The organism is Paenibacillus sp. V4I7 (genome assembly GCF_030817275.1).
Lineage (GTDB): Bacteria > Bacillota > Bacilli > Paenibacillales > NBRC-103111 > Paenibacillus_E.
The window spans coordinates 942,183-961,570 of record NZ_JAUSZD010000002.1; the positions used below are offsets into that span (position 1 = coordinate 942,183).

Sequence of the window (19,388 nt, forward strand, 5' to 3'; positions counted from 1 at the left end):
AGGAACTTGATGGTCAACATGGAGAGATAAATTCAATGCGAACTAACCATAGTGGTACGGTCGCGAACACACAGGCTCCGATAGCACCTACTAGGGCAAAACTTTTGATTCCTTGCTCCATTCTCATTCATTATTCCTCCTCAGTGGTTATACCTGAATCATAAGGGAGAAGAGGATAAGGCGGGAGGATGAACATTATTAACCCCTACAAATATGAAATGATCCGCGAAGGCGAGCCGCCTGGTCGTGGGTCATTTTTTTATGCTGATAAACATTGAAGACGTGAACTGGACATATTCTTGTACATGTCATAAAGGAGGGGAAATGGTGAGAGTCTTTTAGGTGTCATAAGAATTATCTCTTCTTCTCATATCATGAATATTATGTAAAACAAGATGATCAGGAATGGTAGAGTGGAAGAAACCACCTGCTTTTTGATGAGTTCATAAAAGTATGGTTTGTTCACTCTAAGAAGTTAGAAATGTTCAGTATTTTATTGAATGTAGACTATGTTTGAGAGCACTTGGTCTCTAGAATATAAACTGTGATGAAAGCGCTGCACAAAATTTGATGACTTGGAGGATTGCTACAATTAATACTCAAATCAGCAAAGGAGAGGGAAAATGGTGAATAAAAAGTACAAACGATTAGCATGGTTTCTGCTCTTGACATTAGTAATATCTCTTAATTTCAGACATTCCACATCTGTTTCAGCGGCACCCGCAGCACCTGCGATTTATTTGCAAGATGATTTTTCGGATGGAGATTATACGGCTAATCCCATATGGACACCAACCTCCGGAACATGGAAAGTCAATCCTGATCCAGCTGATGCCAGTAATAAGGCATTGAATCAGACGGACACCGGTGAAGGAATCATAACCGCAGGAGATTCTGCATGGACGGATTCGACCGTTACAATGCGTTTCAACACAGGAGCAGGCGGGGCTTATCCGGGAATTCTGGCACGTGTTCAGGACTCTAGAAATTTTTATTATTTTCAAATGCAAACAACGAGTACTTTGGTTCTTTCAAAAAGGGTCAACGGTACAGACACGGTTATAAAAAGTCAAAGTTACGCATTGAGCAAAAATACAGGGTATACGTTAAAAATGGTATTGGTCGGCAATTCCATTCGATGCTACATCGTTAACAACGGAATCGATAAGCTTGTTTTTGATGAGACTGACTCTACCTTCAATAATGGCAAAATAGGAATCCGAAATAAGTGGCAGGCCGTTTATGTCGATGATGTTAGGGTAACAGGCGCGCCGGCTGTCAACACTTCAGTCCTTCAATCCGACTCCCAAAACAATTCCTCTATCTCATTAAATTGGACTCCGGTAGATGGAGCAGCAAGTTACAATATTTACCGTTCAACGACAGCTGGCAGAGGATATTCGTTTGTTTCCAACAGCACAACTAACAGCTTTGTAGATACCGGGCTAATCTTTGACACAGCATACTATTATAAAATAGCGTTTGTATATGGCGGACTGACGGAATCTCAGTGGTCACCCGAACTAAGTGTACGGACGACTCCAGCGCCACCTCCTGCTCCTACGGGACAGACGGCTATTGCCGTAAATTCGTCAAAAATCAATTTAAGTTGGACAGCAGCAGCTAAAGCAACCGGCTACAGAGTATACAGATCATCTGATGCAGGTAATACGTTCACTAAGGTGTATGATGGAATCGCCTTAAGCTATTCTGATACAGGATTAACACCAAACACAGCATATAGTTATCAGATAAGAGCTTACAACACGATCGGAGAATCCACTTCAGCTTCCGTACAGGCTACCACATTTAGATATGATGCTCCAGGAAGCTTTGCAGCAGCTTCAATTTCTGATACATCCGTAACATTAATTTGGGACAAAGTGCAGGGGACAACAACAACCTATAAGATAAGTAGGTCTTCGAGCGCAACCGGAACCTATAATCAGGTTTACAGCGGCACTAATTCGGAATTTATAGATACTGGATTAACGCAGGGTACGGGGTATTTTTATAAAATCAATGCGGTTATAGATGGGGTCACCTCGTCCTTATCGGACCCTCTTGGTGTAGGAACCGTGAGAACATCAATTACGCCTGGTACGACATGGGCAAGTACCAATGGCAGTCCAATTGATGCCCATGGACCAGGTATTATGTATGATCAAAAAACTCGAAAATACTACTGGTATGGCGAATATCATACAGGTGCGTGGCCTGCGGCCGGGGTGAGAGTTTACTCTTCCACGGATCTTTACAATTGGACTGACGAGGGCATGGCATTAACGATGGTGAAATCAATGGACGATTTTACTAACGATCCGTTAATTTCTAAACTTTATGCCGGTCGGACCGATACGTTAAACGTCTGGGCTGATATAAGAGCGGGCAGAATTATTGAAAGACCAAAAGTTATTTATAATGATAAAACACAGAAATATGTCATGTGGGCTCATATTGACGGAGATAAAGACCCTTATAATAACAGTGCAAACTATGGAAAAGCGCAAGCAGGTTATGCATTCAGTGATTCACCTACGGGTCCATTCATCTACCAAAAGAGCTACCGTATGGATCAAGCTCCACCGGGTGAGATCGATTATCAGCCTGGCAACCCGGGCATGGCACGTGATATGAATCTATTTAAAGATGATGACGGTACGGCCTATCTCATTTATTCCAGCGAAGAAAACCTGACCCTCTACATTTCCAAGCTATTGGATGATTATTCAGATGTTGCAGGCTGGCATAAGGACGGCAATGTAGATGCAAATGGTCATCTTGTCCGCGATACAAGCTATAAGGGAGTTCACGGCATAGATTATGTTAGAGTTGGCCCAGGCACACAGCGTGAAGCTCCAGCCGTATTCAAATTTAGCGGAAAGTACTATCTAATCACCTCCGGTGCGACGGGGTGGGCTCCGAATGAAAATAAATTCAGCGTTGCCGATCAAATGTTTGGGCCATGGTCAGCTCCGGTTAATCCATTTGTCAGAACATCGTCATCGGATCCAGACCCAATGTCAGCTTTTAAATCTCAATCAGCATCTGTTATTCCTGTTGATCCGGCGAAAGGAAAATTTATCTACGTGGGGGATGATTGGAATGGTGGACAGTTTACTACAAATGGCGGTGCCAAATATGTCTGGCTGCCGATTGAATTTGGGCAAGGTACGGATATATCCATAAGATGGTACAGCAGTTGGTCTACAGATTTATTAGACAGCATGGGGAAGATGGACATAAATATTAAATTACCTGAGGTTGTTGCAACTGGAACTGTACTGGATTTACCGAGTCAAATAGAAGTTATACCAAGTGGTGCAGCAGCAGCAACTACAACTTCTGTGACTTGGTCAGTAAATTCTTTGCCAATAACGGCAAATACATTTGCACTTCCGGGTGTCTATTCTTTACAGGCCACACTTCCGCAGTTTAACAACAAAACGTTACGCTTTAAAATTTACGCAGTTCCTGATAAGACCATATATGTCGTAAACAGCGGCGGATATGCGACGAGTGATTACAACCTTATGACCTCATACCTTCAGGATACACTTGTTAATAAGGAGGTTGTTGAACAGGCGTATAATTCAGCTGATATAGTACCTTGGGGCTATGTAGGAACGAATTCTAATCCTGCAGGTTCAGCCAGTGGAGATATTTTTTCAACACTCAGATACCTAAATGGTGGAAATGTAAGTAATTCCCCGGCAGGGACTGACCTGACCTACAAGTTTACTGTAAAAAATGGGTCCTACACCGTTTATACGGGCTTTAATGATATTTGGAATAATACCACCAGAAAAGCAGACTTGTATATGAATGGGGTTAAAAAGAATGCCATCACTTTTATATCAAATACGGTCTATGGCAATATAGTTGACGTAACGGACGGCACAATCACAATAACCGTGAGAAATACTGCGTCGCAAGATCCATTGATTAACTGGATGATGATCGTTGACAATTCGCAGACTCATAATCCTTTGATGGGGCTTAAGGTAGATTCGACAACATCAAATTCTGCTGCACTTTCCTGGCAAAAAGCTTTAGGAGCTACGTCCTATACGCTATACAGATCCAATCATGCGGATGGAACCTACACGCCTATTTATCAAGGGAGCACAACGAGCTTCACTGACAGCGGAATTGATCCTGCTGTAAGATATTATTATAAGGTTAGCCATACAAGCGTATCCGTAGAATCACCAATGTCAGATTCCATATCGTTATTATTAGACCAAACGAAGCCGGTTACCGAACTAGTTATGGCAGGTACGACTAACAACGGCTGGTACACCAGCAATGTAGTAACACTAAATGCAACGGATGATATGTCCGGCGTAGATAAGACTCAGTACAAACTAAGTGAGAATGGGGATTGGATGGCTTATTACGGACCGTTTACACTACCGCAAGACGGAACATATACCATTCAGTATCACTCAGAGGATCGCGCTGGAAATGTTGAAGATACTAGGCAACAGACAGTAAAAGTCGACACGACACTTCCTAACTTTGCATTTATGATTAATGGGAATGAGTTAAAGGAGGGAGAGTCCTTTGATGACAATCTTCCATTAACCTTCCAGGTGTCCGATAATCTGTCAGGTGTAGCTTCTGCACAGATCAGTGTTAGTGATGCTGTATATGCGGTAGATCTGACAAAGGGAGCAAGCATCGTCATTGATTTATCAGGTAAGGTTGGCAGCTATTCTGCAGCTATCGTTATGGAAGATATAGCTGGAAATAGACTTCAAAAGAATTTCCAATTCAATGTGACAACCAGCATAAATGCTATGAATGCTTTGCTTAATCGCTATCAATCGCTGCTTAGCAACGCATTAACATCTCAACTGAGCAATGCCCTCAATCAAGCGCAGCATCAACTTGATAAAAACCGACAAGATCAGGCTGCAAAGCACATGCAGGACTTTGTGAAACATCTTAACAATCCGGCTTTAGGAAAAGATGTAGACAATAGCGTAAAAGCTATTCTTCATGCAGATGCAAATGCATTGATCAAACTATGGTCAACACAATAAGATTAATGAAAAGTCGTCCTTTTGTGGGGCGGCTTTTCTTTGATTTGAAATTAACGCTGACAGCCCTTCGCTCCGCTTTGGATAGCCACCGAGCTCATAATTCGAGGCGATAGTCCATTTCATTACATTGGGACCATTACTGGAAATAGGAGTTTACTAGCGCTCCCGAAAATAAAATAGCCCCGATCGGCTCGGAGCGAGGGACTTCTTATTGTGCATACGAACTTCGTTAGTAAAAGAATGCTGAAGGTTTATACATTAACCTTTGAAACTTTTGGCTCTTTGACAATCGTGTATTTTTTACCTAATAGAAATGGCATGTATTTATTAATAATGTGAATAGCAGGTACGAGTATCAACATTAATACAATTAGACAAATCATCGATCCCCATGTTGACTGTCTTAAAGTATCCGCTGGAATATGAGATACCGCAGAGATAATCTTTACAACAATTCTTTTTATTGGGTCATGGATACACATAATAATAAGGGTGTTCTTACCTAGAAAAGTTAACCAATTGCCACTCTTTATTTTCTTGGAGACTAAATATAGGAATAACGAGCCGCTTATGCCTGCGATATAGTACAAAAAATAATTCCCTAAAATAAGAAAATTCATATCAACAGGTTTGTTAATAAAGGCTGCAATTACATTGATAATCAATAGTAAAATAATAAAAATGTACTCATGTGTGGATGTTAATTTGTTATTCAAATTACTCTTATGAAAAAGGTATCCTAATCCGTAAAAAACCACACTGGTAAATACAATGTTAATTCCCCATGGAAGTCTAAATCCTAAGAAGAGACTTATAAGATACCCAACAACTGAACTGACCAGCAAAACAATAAATAGATTTCTACTTTTCTTTATGCTTTGGGCAAGCCATTGAAAAAATATTTCTGTAAAAAAGAAACACGGCAAGAACCACAGAACTATGTTGAAAACTAGCCATGTGTCACTACCGGTTCCGTAAAGTATTCCCAACAAAGGTTTGAATCTGTTTATGTCTAGGCTTTCAGGTCTGAATTTTCTTTCGATTACAAGCCAATAGATGTACCAAATAAAAGCGAAAATAAAGTATGGAATAATTAAAGACTTAAGTCGCTTTAATACAAATTCCTTATAATCCGTAGTCCTACTAAGGTAAAGGGTATACCCAGATAAAAAGAAGAAAAAGGGCATGTGAAAAGAATAAATCCAAGTTCGTATAGGATTTGTTAGAAATATATGCCCTAACACAACTAAAATAATACCAATGCCTTTGCATACATCCAAATATTGCATCCTTATCTTCATAGGCAACATTCCCCTTACTCAGTTTTGAACATTATAACTTATAGAGGCAATTGTTTCCACTCCTAGGATCTCCTTTCAAGTTTCAATTAAAGGAGTTGCCGAATTGGAGTATAGAATCGAGAATCTTGATTATGAATTAAGAATAATTGGAAAAAGTATTCCAGTAAAAATATGTAGAGCATTTAAAGCAATTCCTACACTTTGGAACAGTGCGAAAAAAGATGGATTTATGCAGAAACTAATTGATATGTCGTGGGAAAAAACCAAATGCACACTTGAAAGGCGAGTTGGGAAAGTTTGTTATGAAACTAAAGGAAACGATAGTTTCATAACAAGATCTAGCAGGCTGCCGGTGATAAATTCGGTGGCCTATTCCGTTAACGGGTAGGATTGTGTGGTGAGATGTACCATCAGAGCATTAACTTCTAGGTGCCCATAACATTACAGACACGCCTGCAATGCAAATACCAGTTCCTAGCCAATCGTACATATCAGGTGCTTTTTTATCCACTAACCATCCCCATAAAACAGCGAGAATAACAAATACGCCACCATAAGCCGCGTAGACCCGTCCAAACGAAGGGAAACTTTGCAAAGTTGGAATGATACCGTACAAAATGAGGATGATACTCCCGACAATACCATACCAAAGGGGCTTTGATTCTCGTAACCACAACCAAACCATGTAACCTCCGCCAATTTCAGCGAGTCCAGCAAGCACAAAAATGAATATAGTTAACAGCACAAAGAAATTCTCCTTCCTAACACGTACCTTTGGTTTGAATATTCTCCATGCATTCTGACCAGGTAATGCATTTGCAGCTTAAACCGTTGTCCAAAATTTTGATCATTGAATTGATCTGTCTCTTTCTCTCCTCTAACTCGGAGCGTTTCTGCTCTGCCATCTGCTCCCATCGCTCGGAAAGTGAATTATCCGTTTCAAAGCCCTCTAATAAAACTAAGATTTCCTGAATGCTAAATCCAGTCTGCTGTGCAACTTTAATAAAATTGATGCGGTCAAGTAGCCTTTCATCATAACGACGTTGACCGTTTTTCCGATTCGGAGGAGGTAACAAACCGATGGATTCATAATAACGAAGTGTTGATGCGTTCACATCTGCCATTTCCGCCAGCTGACCAATACTTAACTCCGCCATAAATTTCACCCCTTGACTTAAAGTTGACTTTAAGTTTTATACTTACACTATATCTCACATGGGAGGATGAAGTAAATGAAAAAAAAGGGATTTCTTGCAAGTCTTGGATTGTTGGGCGCGTGCGCTCTGTGCTGTGCGATACCGCTGCTCGGCGGGGCAGCAGCTCTTGGGTTTTCATCGTTTTTCCTGGATTTGGAATTTATCGCCGTATTGGCACTTGTATTTATCATAGCGGGAGTCGTTATCTATAAGCGGCGCAAGGCATCCGGAGCATCGTGTTCAATATCAGGATGCAGTTGTAAATCTTGTTCGAAGTGAAGGGGGATAAAAGTATGGGTAAAGAAATACCGGATACTTGTTGCCATACTGTTTTTACAAAAGAGCAGCGTGTCGAATACAAAAACGTTTGGGCAGAGCTTGAAATAAGAAGGATCGGTATTATGGAGATTGAAAATGGGTACCAGTATCAATTCCAGGGTGACTCGGAAACGCTGCACCTTGTGAATGAATGGGTTAGTATGGAGAGAAAATGCTGTCCGTTTTTAACCTTTACTGTGATAGCAAGTAGCGAAACTGAGTCAGTTTTGCTTCAATTAACTGGTAACCATGAAGCAAAAGCATTCTTACGTTCTGATATTATCGATAAGATTAATGTAATAATCAGTTAATCAGCGAGATTGTGTACTCATTACGCTAACGCAGAACTATAGTTCAATCAATAAGGGCTGCCGGAATCTGCGGCAGCCTAACATAGGGGCCGATACTTGCAGTACTGGGATCAGGAACTGCTCGATAAACTGCTACCCTGGTCTCAGACACTATCTCATTTTTTTGTTCAGAATTACGTCATCATATACTAGATGCATCAAGGTCGCTAGCTTCTCTCAGTTATTAAACTAGGAGTGAAAAATAAGGGGAAATGTCGCTCCCCAGCATATTGGGGTGAAGTGGAAACCGGAATCTACGATCTGGAGTTTCCGATTCTTAACGATCAAAGTAAATTAACTGGATATGATTTACATACGCAAAAAATGACAAAAAACGAAAGTGCTTTGGACTTTAATTTTGATAATTTAAAGTTATGGGCAATAGATTATAGAAAGGGCGGTAAAGTGCTCTATGACCAAGAGCTGACCGACCCGATCAAAAGAATCACCAACACACGTGAAGAATTAAACGCTGTGGTCAAAGCAGAAATCCAAGTCGGAGATTTGGTCCTTCTCACTACTTCGGATGAAACGTTCGCCAAAGTGAAATTTGATAAAATAACAGCAACAAAAATCCACTTTTCCTATGTATTAGAGGCGGCTGAACCGGTGGAGAAACAACCTGTGACTAAACCGAAAGAACCGCAAAGCTCCAGTGTAACTCCTAATGATCAATTAGATCTTATCTATTGGGGTGAGGTGAGAACCGGAATCTACGATCTGGAGTTTCCGATTCTTAACGAGCAAGGTCAATTAACTGGATATGATTTACATACACAAAAAATGACGAAAAACGCGAGCGCCGTGGACTTTAAATTTGATAATTTAAAATTATGGGCAATAGATTATAGAAAAGGCGGTAAAGTTCTCTATGACCAAGAGCTGACCGACCCGATCAAAAGAATCACCAACACACGTGAAGAATTAAGCACTGTAGTCAAAGCAGAAATCCAAGTCGGAGATTTGGTTCTTCTCACTACTTCGGATGAAACGTTTGCCAAAGTGCAATTCGATAAAATAACGGCAACAAAAGTCCATTTTTCTTATGTATTAGAGGCGGCAGAGCCAGTGGAGAAAAGTGAAGGTTCTGCGTCTCAAGAACAAAAAGACATCGATTCAGAACCTAAAGATTCGGAAATCATCCGGATGCTATTGTCAATGGAGCAAAAGCATCGATGAATGCTCCTGCACAAATTATTGATGATACGACGATGGTTCCTGTTCGGTTTGTGAGCGAGAATTTGAAACAGCACGTACAATATGAAATTTCCGCAAAACGAATTACCATCACACCAAAAAAATAATCAATTTTCAAGGAGTTCGACTAAATTTGTCGGGCTCCTTTTTTTGTATTACGTCCAGGTAGTGCTCAGTGCGGGGAGTCTTGTCGGTTGACAGAAAGAAACACAACCGGCCCGGAAATTATTCCGAACCGTCTGCCTGTTACCATTTTATATCGGATGGTACATTTGATAATGGGGCATCGATGGTCCCTGATAAGGAGGAAATGCTTCTGCTATTTCCCAGCTTTCTACCAGTCGATGAGCCGTGTAGTAATCAAAGCCTCTTCCCATCAAATAGGTTATAGCAGCAACTTCAAACATTGCATGTTCAACTGAAGTATGTGCTGCTTCTCTTAAACCGTAATGGACAACCGGCTGCACAGCGCTTAGTACTTGATTACGGATAGGCATTAATAGTCATTCCCTTCGGAAAATGGTCTGTAGCGGATGGTCATTACCCTAGTCAATATATTCTCGCAGCAGTACTTTTGCACCGTGTCAGACACCCATTTACATTTCATTTAATAAACGTCTAAAAGATATCACCTACTCGAGAAGAAAAATGGATAAGTAGGGGGGAGTCATGAAAATTAATTTACGCACTAAGGAATATGACACAACGAATGCTTTAAAATAATTTGGGTCAGTCATTGAGCTAACGAGAAACAATAGTTCAACATCAGAAGGGCTGCCGCGTGGCAGACTTTCACTCCGCTAACGGGCAGGATTACGAAATAGATTTGATTAAGAAGAATGTTATTTGAGAGTGACAAAATGGTTGTATAGTTAATCGTACTTTGACAGAATGGTTTATTAGACAGACACTAAAAGGAGGTTTTTTTGTGGATGAAACTAAAATTATTGCTTGTGAAGAACTCCTTCGGAAAGCAATGCTAACCAGTGATGTGAAACTGTTAGATGAACTGATCGCTGACGACCTTATCTTCGTCAATCATTTCGGACAAATTTTATCAAAAGAAACTGATATTGAAGCTCATCGATCAGGAAACTTGAAAATTACTGGAATTGATGTTTTGGACCAAAGAATTAGACTCTTAGATATGTTAGCCGTAACAGTTACACGAGTGACTCTAACTGGCACCTTCGGAACTCCATTTGAAGGCGTTTTCTGTTACACTCGTGTTTGGCAGTATCGTATGGAGAAATGGCAAATTGTCTCAGGACATTGTAGTTCCGTATCGTGATACTTCAGTTATTGCTTATTCAAAGTTGATCATTGCAGCTGCTTGGAGTAAATGCAGATTTTGCACAAGATGTCATTACATTAACGGGGAACGATAGTTCCATTTACAATGAACAAGCAAGCTACAAGTGATAAACTCGGTGGCCTGATGTTCAACGGCCAGCCAATGGGCAAGGCAGAGCCAGTAGTGTCCGGTCGGCTCCACACCGACGATCAACTTGTTTAGCTTTGTATTTTTACAAAGACCAAATTATTCGTTTTACAGGAATTCTAAACGCAGAACGTTAGTTCAATAACCACCTTACCAAGAGACGGTTTTCTTTTACTCGCAACATTGAAAAAAGAGCTGGGAACCCCCAGCTCTTTTTCAGCATTTCCACCTTTTTGAACCGCTTTTAACCTGCTATTCTACTTCATCGTATCCTTCCGTAAAAGCATCTGCTGCTAGGTTGAGTAGTTTGTCAGCAAAGAAAAAAAACGGAAACTCGTTGCCAAACTCATCCCATCTCTCCTGAACCTCAGCAAGGACCGTGATAGTTAAATCGTTGTTTTTCAAAATAGCCTTTTCCAAGTAGCTGCGTGTCATACACCGTTCTCATGTTCATCGTCTCCTTTAAAGTGCTTCCGGGTCCGGGAGTACCTACTTTTCTTACGTGTTCAAATTCGAAATTGATAATCATTATCAATTAATTATTGACAATTTAACCCAGTCAAAGTAAACTTTGTATTGACAATGATAATCGTTATCAATATATGCAATTGAGTGATGACATCCACAGTTGCGGTGGCCGGAGGCATCAGTTTCGTCGATCTCATTGCTCCACATATGACCCGAAAGCTGGTCGGGCCTCCCTTCGGCGGTGTTCTTCCCATGTAGGCATTAATTCGCGGTTTGATGGTCGTATTGGCAGACTTGATTGCAAGGACGGCCTTTATGCCGCACGATATTCCTGTTGGTGTATTTACGGCTGGTGTCGGCGCGCCGTTCTTTATCATTTGCTTTATCGATATTCAGCAACACGAAAATCAGCTTAATAAGGATGAGACTAAATAAAACAGGGGCATATTCTCGCGAATTATGCCCTCTTTTGTTGGAGGTGAGACAATGTCCTATACGAAGCACAGACTCCTTATAGATGCCTATACAACTAATACCGATGAAAAGGAACAAGTCATTGCTATGTTAAACCGCATCATCGGGGAAGTGTCTAGCCTGGAGCTTCATTCATCCGTTCAGATTTCCCAAACGAAGGAAGCGAATACTGAAATGGATACACAAGAGCGGACGGGTGACGGAAGAAGCGGTTCCTGCTATCCGGAATTAAGCGTGAGACAGCAGGAGATTGCCATTCTCCTGGCAGCCAATTACTCCGTGCAAAAAATCGCCAAACAATTGTTTCTTTCTGAAAATACGGTAAGAAAGCATATCCAGAATATCAAAAAGATATTGGGCATCCACGAATCTGGAGTCGATTTCATCTATGCGTTGAAGAGTAGACAAGAAGAAGTGCGTAATCAGATCTGATGATCTTTACTGGTTTTTATCGTCGGAAATGATCATTTACAACTCCATTTGTTCAATGTTACGATTTATATATGATAATGATAATCATTATCAAAAATTAGATCCTGGTTAAACATTGAACATCCATGGATGAAGGAGGTTGTACAAGAATGATCACGGAGCAAGTGGCTTTCAAAGAGGGTATCAAGGATTCCGTTAAGGATTGCATTGGCGGCACACCGTTAGTTCGATTGAGCCGGTTATTCCCGCAGCAGGACATTGAGGTTATCGCCAAGCTGGAGTACATGAACCCGGGGGGAAGCATGAAGGATCGCCCAGCTCGTTTCATTATTGAGCAAGGCTTTCGGGATGGATACATACATGAACATACGCATTTGATTGAAAGCACTTCCGGAAATTTAGGTGTTGCGCTCGCAATGATGGGGCTCATTTACGGCATAAAGGTCACCTGTGTGGTAGACCCCAAAATCGCTCAGACCAATTTACATATTTTACGGCAGATGGGCGCTCACGTCGATATGGTGGAAGAGCGAGACGACCAGGGAGGTTACTTGCAAACGAGAATAAAGCGGGTACAAGAGCTGCTGCAGACAACAACGAACGGATTCTGGATCAATCAATATGCCAATGAAAACAACTGGAAAGCGCACTTTCATGGGGCGGGCAGCGAGATTGCTGAGCATCTCGACCATGTGGACCTGTTTATCGCTGGAGTCAGTACGTCCGGCAGCATCATGGGCACGAGCAGGAGGCTGAGGCAGAAGTTCCCACAAATGAAGGTGATCGCGGTCGATGCGCTTGGTTCCATTATTTTCGGTTCGCCAGCTGCTCATCGAGAACTCCCTGGTATTGGCGCAAGTCGTGTGCCTGAAATTCTGAATCGGGCGGAGATTGATGGCGTGATACACGCCAGTGACCGAGAGTCTGTTCAGGGATGCAGAGAGCTGCTGCGGATGGAAGGCATTTTTGCGGGAGGTTCGTCAGGTTCTGTCATTGCTGCGATTCACAAGCTAATCCCTACGCTCAAACCGTCGGACGCAAGGCCTATTCGTATCGTTACGCTCCTGCCGGATCGCGGAGAACGGTATCTGGATACGGTGTATAACGACGAATGGTCAGCCAAGCTTGCACGATAAAAACAGAGAGGCGGAAGGTAAAGATGAAAACAGAGCAGCTTATGGAACAAATAGAAGAGGGGGGCATTCAAGAGCCGGAGATCTTGTTTTTAAATAAAGCGTCGATTGCACAGGTGGGCGGCAATCATTCGGACCTTTATGTAGAGGGGATTACGGAGGCGCTGACCCTGCATGCGCAGGGTCAATTCGTACAACCGCTCAAACCGTATTTGCGGGTGGATGCGGAGAAGGGACATATTGCCGATCGGATCATTGCCATGCCTGCTCATGTTGGCGGCGAAACGGCGGTTTCGGGGATTAAATGGATTGGCAGCAAGCACGATAATCCGGCAAAGCGCGGATTGGAACGGGCCAGCGGGCTTCTTATCCTCAATGATCCGGAAAGCAATTATCCCGTTGCGGTTTTGGAAGCAGGGTTGATCAGCAGCATGAGGACGGCGGCGGTAACCGTTATCGCGGCGAAGCATTTGGCAAGAAAACAGTTTACTCAGGTAGCCTGCTTAGGCTGCGGAATTATCGCCAAGACACAGATGCGGTCGATGCTTGAACAGTTCCCCCGTATCGAAACGATTTACTTATTCGATCTGAATAAGCAGTCCGCCGCAGCATTACAAGAAGAATTAAACCGAAGCTTCCCTGCTGTGAATATCATTCTGATTGAGACCGCCGAGCGGGCAGTACGGCAGGGTGAGGTCGTGGTCACTTGCACGGTAACGGATCAACCCTATATTCCTTTTGAGTGGCTGCAAAAGGGGACTTTTGTCAGCAATATCTCGATCATGGATGTGCATAAAGACGTTTTCCTTAAAGCGGATAAAGTGATTGTTGATGACTGGGAGCAGTCCAACCGCGAGAAGAAAGTGATAAATCAGCTGGTGCTTGAAGGAAAGTTTTCCCGTGAACGGCTGCATGCCGAATTAGGGGAGATTGTGATCGGCCGGAAGCCCGGCAGGGAATCCGACGATGAAATTATTATACTTAACCCGATGGGGATGGCGATTGAAGATATTGCTTGCGCGAAAGTTATCTATGACAAGGCGCGCTCTGAGCGTGTCGGAGTAAGGCTTCCTCTATATTGAGAGAAAGCGGGGAGGAATCAACATGGTACAAGGCGGATTTATGATACAGCAGCAACGTTCCCTCGAGATTAATGTGGCTGAACAAGCTGCGGTTGAAAGACTGCTGAACACTTTTTTACGGGAGTGCGGCATTTTCGATCCAAGGATAACGGATTTACCTATGGTGTTCGACGATAAATGGAAAGGAACTCCATTCAAAATTGAACTCAAGCATGTCGACAAAACGATTTATGGTGAATTGAGCTATTGGTCGCTGTTTGGGCACCATGGATTTGGAAGTGACTTTTATGCCGAATGGTTACTTACAAAATTGGTTAAACCGATTTCGAATAGGGATGTCATCGAGTGGATCCTGGATGAGATCGCAAGCATACATGAGTCATCCGATACGGCGCAGAAGCATTCTCAATTGCACAAAGAGATTCATAATAGTATCGATAAGACGGTCCGTTATGCCGATTCTTTCAGGGACCGAAAATCAAATGGAGCAAACGGTTATCTCTATATCCAGACAGAGCAATCGTTGATTTGGGGGCACCCTTTTCATCCAACACCCAAAAGTTCGGAAGGCTTCTCACCCGATGATCTGTCAGCGTTCCCGCCGGAAATGGGTTCAGCCTTTCAGCTTCATTATTTCGCAGTGAGTCCGGACAGTATCGCACAACAGTACCTTGAAGAAGAGTTCGCAGAGCCGGTTGCGGAAAGTGTGATTCTGCAATCCAAAGGCAAACTGGGAGCGAACCAGACGGATTATGCCTTGATCCCTTGCCACCCTTGGCAGGCACAATATTGTCTGCAGCAATCGCGGGTCGGAGAACTGCTTCAGACGGGCAAGCTGGTCTATTTGGGACCTCTTGGCGATCCGGTTTACCCTACCTCTTCGGTGAGAACGGTTTGGGATCCTGAGCACCATTATTTTTATAAACTGCCGCTCAATGTAAGGATCACGAATTTTATTCGCGTCAACACGCTTGAACAGATCGAGCGGACATTGGCCGCAAGCAGGCTAATTCGCAGCCTGCAAAATGAGATCGAAAACGAATCCTTTACCATTTTGCTGGAAAAAGGCTTTAGAACCGTTTCAGTGAAACATGCTTCAGGGGCTAAGGATGAACAATTACTAGCAAGCTTTGCGGTTTTGTTTCGCGACAATCCTCCGGAATTTCAGGATGATAACCCACCGCACGTTCTTGCGTCATTGCTCGAAGTGCAGCCTGATGAGACTGAGCCCCTGTTATTCAGGTTGATGCGCAGCCAGTACGGTAATGAAGTGCCGGATTTGAAACCATGGTTCCGCGCTTATGCTGAGATTACTGTGAAACCCATTTTGCGATTATTCAGTGAGAAAGGGGTTAGCTTGGAAGCGCATGTCCAAAATTGTCTGCTTCGTATACATCGGGGCATGCCGTTCACTTGTTATGTGCGCGATCTTGAGGGAGTAAGCGTCTCCTGCTCGCATGCGCAGCAACGGGGATGGATCCCTACGATCGTCCAACCTGAAAGTCCTTTACTCTACTCGACAGACGAAGCATGGTCCAGATTGCAATATTATTTCTTCGTCAATCACATCGGACACCTAGTCAGTACGCTGGCGAGATACGGTTCGATAGAAGAGATGCAATTATGGGGCATTGTGACAGACGTTTTATTGACAATGCAGACAAACGAGCCTTCCTATCTGAATGCATGTATTGAAGATTTGCTAAGCCGCCCAACTTTACCTGCCAAAGCGAATTTAATCAGTCGTTTTCTTGAGCGAGGCGAAACGCCGATATATGTAGAAATTCCCAATCCAATGTCCATGAGGTGAATAATGAGTATTTTCATGATTGAAAAGAAACATAAAGAACTATGGGAGCAGTGGGATCAAATCATTCGTTCCCAGGCGTATATAGATGTCCGCAGACGAATTTTCCGGCAATTGATAGAATCGCTAATATATGAAGGAATTGTGCAGCCCAACATGCAGCATCTAGAAAGTGGTTTCGTAGCTTTTACCATTAACGGAACCGGAAATGACGGATCCATTGTCAAGTACATGTGTCAAGGAAAGCGAAAGGTGAGCTTCGAACGAATACGGTTAAATGCCCAGCCTGTCCAGCGCGTGACCTCGCAGCATGAGCACGAGGCCGTATCGTTAGCGACTTTTCTAGTTGAAATATTTCAGAACACCGATGTCGATACCGGACGGTTATTGCAATTCATCGATGAAATCCAACAAACGTTGTTGAAAGATACATTAGCGCATTATTACCGATCCCCTCAAACCTTGGAAGGCAAGGAGAGAAGCTATGACCTGTTGGAATCCAATCTGATCGACGGGCATCCTTATCATCCCTGCTATAAATCGAGAATCGGTTTTGATTTAACGGATCATATGGCGTATGGCCCGGAATTTAAACCTTCGATTCGCCTTGTATGGGTTGCTGTTGCTAAAGAGAGAATCAATTGCCTGGTAACCAGCAGAAAAGAGTATGCTGCATTTATCAAACAGCAGCTGGGTGATTCCTTGTATGGTGAATTTCAAACGAATTTGCGGAACAGAGGGAAGAACCCTGACCAGTATACCTATTTGCCTGTTCATCCATGGCAGTGGGAAAACGTGATCTCGACTGAATTTAATCAGCATTGTTGGGAAGATGAAGTGATTTGGCTTGGAGAAGGGCAGGAAGATTACCGGCCGCAGCAGTCAATTCGTACACTGGCCAATGCATCGCTTCCAACAAAACCCTATGTAAAGCTGCCGCTAAGCATAACTAATACATCCACAGGGCGAATTCTGGCTGCTCATACGATATTGAATGCGCCGATTATATCCGATTGGCTGTCGCAATTACTGGATCAAGACCTGTTCCTGAAAGAAAAGTGCAGCCTCATTCTGCTGAAGGAAATCGCAGGCGCAGCTTATCGTTCGGCGGATGTTTCCGAGCTGCTGCAATCCAAAGTATATGGGGTGCTTGGGACCATTTGGCGGGAAAGTATTCATACATATTTGAAGCCGAAGGAAGAGGCAGTGCCGTTTAATGCAGTTACGCATGTGGAAGTGAACGGTCGTCCCTTTATAGACCGTTGGGTGAAGGAGCATGGAATTGAGCGGTGGATGGAACGTTATATTGAAGTTTCGGTGGTTCCGCTTATTCACATGCTCTACGCTCATGGAATCGCTTTGGAGTCTCATGCCCAAAACATGATTCTAGTCCATGAAAACGGCTTCCCGACACGGCTTGCGCTGAAAGATTTCCACGATGGGATACGCTTCTCCAGAGAGCACCTTGCGGATCCGCAGCAATATCCGGCGCTCATGCCTGTTCCTTCCCATCATCCGAAAATTAACCGCAATTCGTTCATTGAAACGGATCGCCCTGATGTGGTCAGAGACTTTGTTCACGACGCGTTCTTTTTTATTAACTTGGCTGAGGCCGCACTTTTTATGGAAGAGCACTATCAGGTTCCGGAAACGGTATTCTGGTCGAAAGTAGCTCATACGATAAGGCAATATCAAGAGCAGCACCCGCAGCTTCAGCAGCGGTTCGAACTTTTTGATTTGTTTGCGGAAACGATTCAGGTCGAACAGTTAACGAAAAGAAGATTGTTTGGCGATTCCGAATTTCGCGTACATGACGTTCAAAACCCTCTGAATACTTTTGGAACTTTGCCAAAGCGGAGAGACTTTGAGCTACGCTCAAAGATCCCTATATTAGGAGTTAACGATGGAAAAAGTAGTTGATTTGATTCGGGAGGTTAAGCAATCCCAAGAACAGCCTTTTTGTGCATACATTTACGATCTAGATGCTTTGAAGGAGCACGCTTCAGCAGTCGTGCGCCCACTGCCGGAAAATGTCCGGTTGTTTTACGCCATGAAGGCGAACTCGGAACGCCGAATTTTGCAGCAGTTAAAAGATGTCGTTCACGGCTTTGAAACCGCATCGATAGGTGAAATCATGAAGGCTAGAGAAGCGGATCCGCATATTCCCGTTATATTCGGCGGACCGGGCAAAACGGATGACGAACTAAGGGGAGCCATTGAACATAACGTCAAGTTGATTCATATCGAGAGTATCCATGAACTGCGGCGATTGGAATGGATCGCTGGAACGATGGAACGGCAAGTTTCCGTGCTTTTGCGGATGAATATAAATGGCCCTTTGCCTTCGGCTACCTTACAGATGGCCGGAACCCCAACGCAATTTGGTATACATGAAAGCGAAATAGAGTCTGTGCTGTTGCAAGCTGCCTCTTGTGCGCATGTGAATATAGAAGGATTTCACCTGCACTGCATCTCTAATCAACTGGATGCGGAGAAGCATGTCGAGTTGATGGATGTTTATTTCACGAAAGTGAAGGAATGGGAACAAGCCTACCGGCTTCAAGTTTCCTATATCAATGTAGGCGGTGGCATTGGGGTCAATTATTCGAACCTGCAAGCACAATTTCAATGGGATACCTTTGTGAATGGATTGAAGCAATGTATCGATCGGCATCAGTTTCACAATAAGACGATTTTATTTGAATGCGGCCGATATATCGCTGCTTCCTGCGGATATTATGCGGTCGAAGTGCTGGATATCAAAGAGAATCATGGAAAAACTTTCGTTATCGTTCGAGGCGGCACGCACCATTTCCGTCTACCCGTGTCTTGGCAGCACAGTCATCCTTTTCAAGTAGTTCCTATCGAGAATTGGAAATATCCGTTTAAACGAAAAGAACTGACAGATGATAGCGTTACGATTGTCGGGCAGCTTTGCACCCCAAAAGACGTATTAGCCAAAGATGTGCGTTTAGACAGATTAAGAATCGGCGACGTGATTGTATTTGTATACGCCGGGGCATACGGTTGGTCGATTTCGCATCACGATTTTTTGAGCCATCCGCATCCGGAACACATCTATGTAAGCCAAACGACGCCTATCCCTGTTGGAAGGTAGGTTGATGTCATCATGCTCGGAGC

General features: G+C 43.2%; 17 protein-coding genes and 2 pseudogenes. 14 read left to right on the forward strand and 5 right to left on the reverse strand.

Translation table 11 applies throughout. The annotated features are described in order from the left end of the window. Positions 1-623 precede the first annotated feature (623 nt). Positions 624-5,048, forward strand: coding sequence for an OmpL47-type beta-barrel domain-containing protein (locus QFZ80_RS05520; RefSeq protein WP_307557656.1), 4,425 nt, complete (start codon positions 624-626; stop codon positions 5,046-5,048). A gap of 251 nt (positions 5,049-5,299) precedes the next feature. On the opposite strand, the gene QFZ80_RS05525 is transcribed toward QFZ80_RS05520, so the two are convergent. Further along, entirely contained in the window at positions 5,300-6,349 is a 1,050-nt protein-coding gene (locus QFZ80_RS05525; RefSeq protein WP_307548160.1) for an acyltransferase family protein, read from the reverse strand. 61 nt (positions 6,350-6,410) lie between these two features. Between QFZ80_RS05525 and QFZ80_RS05530 the strand changes: the two are divergent. Next, positions 6,411-6,650: pseudogene (locus QFZ80_RS05530) on the forward strand (AraC family transcriptional regulator); the annotation flags it as partial. A gap of 117 nt (positions 6,651-6,767) precedes the next feature. Here QFZ80_RS05530 and QFZ80_RS05535 read toward each other — a convergent pair. After that, positions 6,768-7,094, reverse strand: a complete 327-nt coding sequence (locus tag QFZ80_RS05535) for a YnfA family protein (RefSeq protein ID WP_307548158.1) — start codon at positions 7,092-7,094, stop codon at positions 6,768-6,770. 16 nt (positions 7,095-7,110) lie between these two features. Continuing rightward, on the reverse strand, positions 7,111-7,506 hold the full coding sequence (locus tag QFZ80_RS05540) for a MerR family transcriptional regulator (RefSeq protein ID WP_307548157.1): 396 nt from the start codon (positions 7,504-7,506) through the stop codon (positions 7,111-7,113). A gap of 75 nt (positions 7,507-7,581) precedes the next feature. On the opposite strand from QFZ80_RS05540, the gene QFZ80_RS05545 reads away from it, so the two are divergent. From QFZ80_RS05545 to QFZ80_RS05560, 4 genes are all read left to right on the forward strand, one after another. After that, positions 7,582-7,824: a hypothetical protein gene (locus QFZ80_RS05545; protein ID WP_307557659.1), complete on the forward strand. Its 243-nt coding sequence runs from the start codon at positions 7,582-7,584 to the stop codon at positions 7,822-7,824. A 14-nt stretch (positions 7,825-7,838) separates the two neighbouring features. Beyond that, positions 7,839-8,174, forward strand: coding sequence for a hypothetical protein (locus QFZ80_RS05550; protein WP_307548155.1), 336 nt, complete (start codon positions 7,839-7,841; stop codon positions 8,172-8,174). Between the two features lie 279 nt (positions 8,175-8,453). Continuing rightward, a complete protein-coding gene (locus tag QFZ80_RS05555; protein WP_307557661.1) occupies positions 8,454-9,392 on the forward strand; it encodes a hypothetical protein in 939 nt (312 codons plus the stop codon). Then, positions 9,389-9,517, forward strand: a complete 129-nt coding sequence (locus QFZ80_RS05560; RefSeq protein ID WP_307557663.1) for a stalk domain-containing protein — start codon at positions 9,389-9,391, stop codon at positions 9,515-9,517. The genes QFZ80_RS05555 and QFZ80_RS05560 overlap by 4 nt, the downstream gene beginning before the upstream one ends. A gap of 147 nt (positions 9,518-9,664) precedes the next feature. Here QFZ80_RS05560 and QFZ80_RS05565 read toward each other — a convergent pair whose 3' ends face one another. Beyond that, positions 9,665-9,907: a hypothetical protein gene (locus QFZ80_RS05565; RefSeq protein ID WP_307548151.1), complete on the reverse strand. Its 243-nt coding sequence runs from the start codon at positions 9,905-9,907 to the stop codon at positions 9,665-9,667. A 431-nt stretch (positions 9,908-10,338) separates the two neighbouring features. Between QFZ80_RS05565 and QFZ80_RS05570 the strand changes: the two genes are divergently transcribed. Further along, positions 10,339-10,701, forward strand: a complete 363-nt coding sequence (locus QFZ80_RS05570) for a nuclear transport factor 2 family protein (protein WP_307548149.1) — start codon at positions 10,339-10,341, stop codon at positions 10,699-10,701. 402 nt (positions 10,702-11,103) lie between these two features. Here the strand turns inward: QFZ80_RS05570 and QFZ80_RS05575 are convergent, their stop codons facing one another. Further along, on the reverse strand, positions 11,104-11,286 hold the full coding sequence (locus tag QFZ80_RS05575) for a hypothetical protein (protein WP_307557665.1): 183 nt from the start codon (positions 11,284-11,286) through the stop codon (positions 11,104-11,106). A 186-nt stretch (positions 11,287-11,472) separates the two neighbouring features. Between QFZ80_RS05575 and QFZ80_RS05580 the strand changes: the two are divergent. The 7 genes and pseudogenes from QFZ80_RS05580 to QFZ80_RS05610 form a co-directional block, all read left to right on the forward strand. Continuing rightward, positions 11,473-11,754 (forward strand): annotated as a pseudogene (locus QFZ80_RS05580) (iron chelate uptake ABC transporter family permease subunit); the annotation flags it as partial. Between the two features lie 51 nt (positions 11,755-11,805). Beyond that, positions 11,806-12,225 carry a helix-turn-helix domain-containing protein gene (locus tag QFZ80_RS05585; RefSeq protein ID WP_307557667.1) on the forward strand — a complete coding sequence of 140 codons (420 nt, stop codon included), beginning with the start codon at positions 11,806-11,808 and terminating at the stop codon, positions 12,223-12,225. A gap of 149 nt (positions 12,226-12,374) precedes the next feature. Beyond that, positions 12,375-13,361: a 2,3-diaminopropionate biosynthesis protein SbnA gene (gene sbnA, locus QFZ80_RS05590; protein ID WP_307548144.1), complete on the forward strand. Its 987-nt coding sequence runs from the start codon at positions 12,375-12,377 to the stop codon at positions 13,359-13,361. Positions 13,362-13,384: 23 nt separating this feature from the next. Continuing rightward, a complete protein-coding gene (sbnB, locus tag QFZ80_RS05595) occupies positions 13,385-14,440 on the forward strand; it encodes a 2,3-diaminopropionate biosynthesis protein SbnB (protein WP_307557669.1) in 1,056 nt (351 codons plus the stop codon). Between the two features lie 22 nt (positions 14,441-14,462). After that, complete coding sequence (locus tag QFZ80_RS05600; protein WP_307548142.1) at positions 14,463-16,250, forward strand: IucA/IucC family protein; 1,788 nt, start codon at positions 14,463-14,465, stop codon at positions 16,248-16,250. 3 nt (positions 16,251-16,253) lie between these two features. Next, positions 16,254-18,167 carry an IucA/IucC family protein gene (locus QFZ80_RS05605; protein ID WP_307557671.1) on the forward strand — a complete coding sequence of 638 codons (1,914 nt, stop codon included), beginning with the start codon at positions 16,254-16,256 and terminating at the stop codon, positions 18,165-18,167. Next, positions 18,151-19,365, forward strand: a complete 1,215-nt coding sequence (locus QFZ80_RS05610) for a type III PLP-dependent enzyme (RefSeq protein ID WP_307548140.1) — start codon at positions 18,151-18,153, stop codon at positions 19,363-19,365. The genes QFZ80_RS05605 and QFZ80_RS05610 overlap by 17 nt, the downstream gene beginning before the upstream one ends. Positions 19,366-19,388 lie beyond the last annotated feature (23 nt).